At 62.7% G+C, this 6,952-nt stretch carries 1 pseudogene; it reads right to left on the bottom strand.

The features are described from left to right. Positions 1-38: 38 nt before the first annotated feature. A pseudogene (locus GFU70_RS29125) lies at positions 39-6,581 on the bottom strand (amino acid adenylation domain-containing protein); the annotation flags it as partial. Between the last annotated feature and the right edge of the window lie 371 nt (positions 6,582-6,952).

Raw genomic sequence — 6,952 nt, forward strand, 5'->3', positions numbered from 1 at the left:
AGCAAGATGCCGTTGTCCGGTACCACGACCTCGCCGCCACTGCCGACTGCGGCGGCCAGCGCGGCGAGGGTTGGCTGGCTGAACAGCACCCGCACGTCCGCCGACAAGCCGAGCTGGCGCATCCGGCCAATCAGGCTGACGGCCAGCAGCGAATGCCCGCCCAGTTCGAAGAAATGATCGTGGCGGCCGACGCGTTCGACCTTGAGCAAGTCTTGCCAGAGCTGCGCCAGGGTGGTTTCGACCTCGCCTTGCGGGGCTTCGTAGCCACGAGAGATGACGGCATCCAGCTCCGGTGCCGGCAGGGCCTTGCGGTCGAGCTTGCCGTTGGGGGTCAGCGGCAGCGCATCGAGGCGTACGTAGGCGGCGGGCACCATGTAATCCGGCAGTTGCGCTTGCAGGTGCGCGCGCAGGGCTTCGATTGCTACTGCTGTGTCCAGTGAGTGTTGGGTGAAATAGGCCACCAGGCGCTTGTCGCCCGGTATGTCTTCGCGGGCCAGGACTACGGTTTCCTTGATGTTTGGCGCCTGGGCGAGCTTGGCTTCGATCTCGCCCAGCTCGATGCGGAAACCACGGATCTTCACCTGGTCGTCGTTGCGGCCCAGGTATTCGATGTTACCGTCTGGCAGGTAGCGGCCCAAGTCGCCAGTGCGATACATGCGGGCGTTCGCAGTCGTGCTGAACGGGTCTTTCAGGAAGCGCTCAACCGTCAGGTCATCACGATTGAGATAACCGCGAGCGACCCCAGCGCCACCGATGTAGATCTCGCCCGGAACGCCCAGTGGCACCGGTTGCTTGTGCTCGTCCAGCAGATAGAACTGGGTGTTCGCCACCGGTTTACCAATGTGCGCGGCAAACCCATCCTCGCGGGCCATCGACACCCAACTCGAATAGGTCGTGGTTTCCGAAGGGCCATAGAGGTTGCACAGGCGCTTGACCTGAGTCTGTTCGAACAACGCTTCCACCAAGCTGCGCTTCAAGGCTTCACCGGCGACGTTCACCGTATCGACGCCCTCGCCCAACCCGCCCGATTCCAACAACGCCTTGAGCGCCGACGGTACGGTGTTGATCAAGGTAATGTCGTGCTCGCCCTGTTGCAGTTCCAGCACATTAGTGACCACGTCGATGCTGCCGCCGGAGGTCAGCGGCGCGAAGCATTCGTAGACGGCCAAGTCGAAGTTCAGCGAAGTCGAGAACAGGGTTTTCGACAACGTGGCGTCATCGAAGGAGCGATGGGCCCAGGTCAGGAAGTTCACTGTGTTGCGGTGTTCGATCATCACGCCTTTAGGCAGACCCGTCGAACCCGAGGTGTAAATGACATAGGCCAGGTGCGATGAAGTCAGCCCGCTGATCTCCGGATTGGAGACGGACTCGTCCTGCCACAAACCGCTGTCGAGATTGATCACGGCCATCGAGGCATCGCGCAACAAGCCGACGGTAACGTCCTGCACCAACACTGCCGCTGGCGCACTGTCTTCCAACATGTAGGCAATGCGGTCCAACGGATACGCCGGATCCAGCGGCACATAACCACCGCCGGCCTTGAGAATTGCCAGCAAGCCAACAACCATGTCGATGCCGCGCTCGACGCAGATCGCCACCCGCGAATCGGGCTCTACGCCCTGCTTGCGCAGGTAATGGGCCAGGCGGTTGGCCCGCTCGTTCAGTTCCCCGTAGCTCAGGCGTTGCCCGCCGCGAATCACCGCCACCGCATCCGGCGTACGCTGAACCTGTTCCTCGAACAACCCATGAATCGTCTGCTGCTGCGGATAGTCAGCCTCGGTGGCGTTGAACGTCACCAGCAGTTGCTCGCGTTCCGCGTCGGGCAAGATCGACAGGCGATACAGCGCCGCCTGTGGCGTCTGTTCCAGTGCCTGCACCAGCGTCTGTAGCGCTGCGTGCATATAAGCGCAGACCCGTTGGGCGCCGATCTGCTGCGCGACCAGCACCGTCAGGTTGAAACCGCTACCCAGGTCATCGACGTTCAAGGTCAGCGGATAATTGGTGCGGTCTTCCCCGTCCAGGACGTGGATGCCACGCCATGCTTGCAGTGCCTGCGCCGACGCCTCGCCCGTAGCGCGGTGCCGATAGTTAAGCAAGGCGTTGAACAGCGGCAGCGGCGCCGCCACGCCACTGCAACGCTGGGCCAGCGCGAGCGAGGCATGTTCGTGCCCGAGCAAGGCCGTCAGTTGCCCATGGACCGCCTTGACGCCTGCCTTGACGCCTTGGTCGCCCAGGCTCACGCGCAGCGGCAGGGTATTGATGAACATCCCCAGTGCGCGGTCAGCGCCCTCGCCCGCCTGCATCCGGCCCATCAGGACCGTACCGAACACCACCTCCTGCTTGCCGGACACCTTGGCCAGCACTTGCGCCCACGCCAGATGCACCAGGCTGGCGGCACTCACCCCCAGTTGACGGGCCTGGGCCCGCAGGCGCTGGTCCAGGCCGGCATCCACCGCCTGGCTGGTCTCTTCGATATCGCGTCCGCCGCTCTGCACATCCTGCAGGTTGAAGGGCAGCGTCGGCTCGTCGATATCGCCGAGCATGTCGTGAAAGAACGCCTCATGCTCTTCGCGACTCACGCCCAAGCGGGCCTGGGCCACGTAATTTCGATAAGGCACCGCTCCGGCCAGTTGCCCGGCTTCACCCAGCAGGTGCGCTTGCATCTCGTGTTGCACCACGTCCATCGCCGTGTGGTCCAGGGCGATGTGATGGAACAACAGTGTCGCGACCAGGCGATCGTTGGCCTCGTCCCTTGCATAAGCCAAGCGCATCAGCGGCGCCTGGGCGACATCGATACGGTGATGGCGCGGGTCGAAACGCTGACGCAGTTGCCCAACGGTATCACCCGCGGCCGGGTCGAGATCGAGTGCTTCGAGGTGCAGCCTGGCTTCGCGCCAGACCACTTGCATAGGCTCGTCAAAACCGTCCCACACAATGCTGGTGCGCAAGATGTCGTGGCGATCAATGACCACCTGCAATGCCTCGACGAACCCGTCGAGACGTTCCTGGCTGTCGAAGGCAAACTGCGATTGAAGCAGATACGGGTCGCCCTGCTCGGCAGCCAGGTGATGGTAGAGAATGCCTTCCTGCAGCGGCGCCAACGGATAAATGTCCTGCACATTGCGCGCACCACCCGGCACCGTCGCCACGAGGCGGTCGAGGGTCGCCTGGGACAGGTTGGCCAGCGGCAGCAGTTCGGGGGTGATGTGTTCGCAGTCCGGCGCAATCAGGTTGGCCGGAACGCTGACCTCCTTCCCGCTGCCGACAGCCGCCGCCAGCGCGGCCAGGGTCGGTTGGCTGAACAGCACGCGCACATCGGCGCTCAAGCCGGCCTGGCGCATCCGCTCGATCAAGCTGACCGCCAGCAGCGAATGCCCGCCCAGTTCGAAGAAATGATCGTGACGGCCCACGCGTTCGACCTTGAGCAAATCTTGCCAGAGCCGCGCCAGGGTGGTTTCGACCTCGCCTTGCGGGGCTTCGTAGCCACGGGTGATCAGCGCGTCGAGGTCCGGTGCTGGCAAGGCCTTGCGGTCGAGCTTGCCGTTGGGTGTCAGCGGTAGTGCGTCGAGGCGCACGTAGGCGGCGGGCACCATATACGCTGGCAACTGCGTTTGCAGGTGCGTGCGCAGGGTTTCGATGTCTACGGCTTCGTCCGGTGAGTGTTGGGTGAAATAGGCGACCAGGCGCTTGTCGCCTGGTATGTCTTCGCGGGCCAGGACTACGGTTTCTTTCAGCGCTTCGTGGCGGGCGAGCTTGGCTTCGATCTCGCCCAGTTCGATGCGGAAACCACGGATCTTCACCTGGTCGTCGTTGCGGCCCAGGTATTCGATGTTGCCGTCCGGCAGGTAGCGGCCCAGGTCGCCGGTGCGATACATGCGGGCATTCGGAGTCGTGCTGAACGGGTCTTTCAGGAAGCGTTCAACCGTCAGGTCATCACGATTGAGATAACCGCGAGCGACCCCAGCGCCACCGATGTAGATTTCGCCCGGAACGCCCAGTGGCACCGGTTGTTTGTACTCATCCAACAGATAGAACTGGGTATTCGCCACCGGTTTACCAATGTGCGCGGCAAACCCATCCTCACGGGCCATCGACACCCAACTCGAATACGTCGTGGTTTCCGAAGGGCCATAGAGGTTGCACAGGCGCTTGACCTGGGTCTGTTCGAACAACGCTTCCACCAAGCTGCGCTTCAAGGCTTCACCGGCGACGTTCACCGTATCGACGCCCTCGCCCAACCCGCCCGATTCCAACAACGCCTTGAGGGCCGACGGTACGGTGTTGATCAAGGTAATGTCGTGCTCGCCCTGTTGCAGTTCCAGCACATTAGTGACCACGTCGATGCTGCCGCCGGAGGTCAGCGGCGCGAAGCACTCGTAGACGGCCAGGTCAAAGTTCAACGAAGTCGAGAACAGGGTTTTCGACAATGTGACGTCATCGAAGGAGCGATGGGCCCAGGTCAGGAAGTTCACTGTGTTGCGGTGTTCGATCATCACGCCTTTAGGCAGACCCGTCGAACCCGAGGTGTAAATGACGTAGGCCAGGTGCGAGGACGTCAGCTCCATAATCTCTGGATTCTGGACGGATTCGTCCTGCCACAGCCCGCTGTCGAGGTTGATCACTGCCATGGGGGCATCACTTAACAGCCCGACCGTAGCGTCTTGTGCCAATACCGCTGCCGGGGCGCTGTCCTGGAGCATGTAGGCAATCCGATCCAACGGATACGCCGGATCCAGCGGCACATAACCACCGCCGGCCTTGAGAATCGCCAGCAAGCCAACAACCATGTCGATGCCGCGCTCGACGCAGATCGCCACCCGCGAATCGGGCTCTACGCCCTGCTTGCGCAGGTAATGGGCCAGGCGGTTGGCCCGCTCGTTCAGTTCCCCGTAGCTCAGGCGTTGCCCGCCGCGAATCACCGCCACCGCATCCGGCGTACGCTGAACCTGCGCCTCGAACAACCCATGAATCGTCTGCTGCCGCGGGTAGTCCGCCGCGGTGGCGTTGAACGTCACCAGCAGTTGCTCGCGCTCCGAAGCCGGCAGGATCGACACCTGCTGCAAGGGCAGCTCCGGCTGCTGTTCAAGCATGCCGACCAGGCTTTCCAGAGCCTGGCGCATAGAGCCGGCAATGCGCTGAGCACCAATCCCAGCCAGGGCCAGCACGCTGAGACTGAAGCCTTCGCCCAGATCATCCACCGACAAAGTCAGCGGATAATTGGTGCCCTCCGCACCGCCCAGCGAATGCAGTCCTTCCCACGCCTCCAGCGTCTGTGCCGTGGGCGCTTGCGCCGTGCCGCTGTGGCGATAGTTGAGCAACGAACCGAACAACGGCGCGGGCGCGGGCACGCCGCTGCAACGCTGGGCCAAGGCCAACGAAGCGTGCTCATGGCCGAGCAACGCGGTCAGGCCCGCATGGGTGGCTTTTACCCCTTCGCGCACACCCTGCCCGGCCAACTTCACCCGCAACGGCAGTGTATTGATGAACATGCCCAGTGCCCGGTCGGCACCGTCGCCGCCCTGCATCCGGCCCATCAACACCGTGCCGAACACCACGTCCTGCCGGCCGGAAACAGCGCCGACCACCCGCGCCCAGGCCAAGTGATACAAAGCTGCCGCGCTGACACCCAACTGACGGGCCTGAGCCCGTAAGCGACGGCTCAATTCTCCATCGATCGGCAGGTGGACTTCCTCGACCACCGATTCGCCTTCGGGCACTGCGGAAAAACCCAGCGGCAACGTTGGCTCATCGACATCGCCGAGCATCTCGCGGAAAAACGCCTCATGGGAATCGCCGCCCACACCCAGGCGAACCTGCGCCACATAGTTGCGATACGGCACGGGGTCGGGTAACTGGTCGGCCTGCCCGAGCAGGAATGCCTGCATCTCATGCTGCACCAGTTCCAGCGCCGCATGGTCCATCGCCATGTGATGGAACAACAGGATCGCCACCCAGCGCTGATGGGTTTGATCCTGCGCACAGACCAGGCGCATCAGCGGCGCCTGGCCGACATCCAGGCGGTGATGCCGGGTGTCGAAGCGTTGTTGCAGTTGCCACAGGATGTCGCCATCGGCAGGGTCCAGCGCGATCTCTTCCAGCGTCAACCGGGCCTGGTGCCAGACCACTTGCACCGGTTCGTCCAAGCCTTCCCACACCATCGAGGTGCGCAATATGTCGTGGCGATCGATCACGCCTTGCAGCGCCTGGGTAAAATCATCCAGGCGTGCCCGTCGATCCGCGCCGAACAAGGCCTGCAACACATAGGGGTCACCCTGCCCTGCGGCGAGGTAATGGTAGAGAATGCCCTCCTGCAAAGGCGCCAGGGGGTAGATATCCTGCACGTTGCCCGCACCGCCAGGAACGCTGTCGACAATCCGGTCGATCGCCTCCTGGCCGAGGTGGGCCAGGGGCAACATGTCTGGCGTGATACGAAATGCCGGGCTCAGCCAGTCGCCACCGTTTCTCTCCACCAGTTCGAGCAGTTCGCGCTTATGGGCAATCAGGCTGTCCCACAGCGCATTGTCCAGTCCTTCATCGTCGCCCAGAATCACAAGGTTGTCGTCGTCCTGTTGGAGACGAATCGGGTGCTGGGACAGAGCTGTCATCAATTCGCTGAATTGCATTGAAGAACCTGCTTTTCTAGTTCGGAGTGGTTGACGATAAAAACGTGTTTTTCAGGTACGGCGCGGCGCCTGGACGGCGGTTGGGCCGACCTCGGCGCACGGGCCAAAGCGCTGGATAATCGTCACGTTCAACCGAAGGCGGCGGTTCGCGAACCGCCGCCTTACAGGCCAAAAAAAATTAGAGCATTCGGTAGGTGATGTCTGTCATGGGAAGCAGGGACAAGCCCCGACGTCGGCCAGACAGGACATACAGATGCGCGGGATCCAGGGCGAGCGCCCTGCCCGGAAGCCCGGGACAGGGCATTGATCCCTCAGGTGAAGCAGCCGAC

It is taken from the genome of Pseudomonas brassicacearum, assembly GCF_009601685.2.
GTDB lineage: Bacteria > Pseudomonadota > Gammaproteobacteria > Pseudomonadales > Pseudomonadaceae > Aquipseudomonas > Aquipseudomonas kilonensis_B.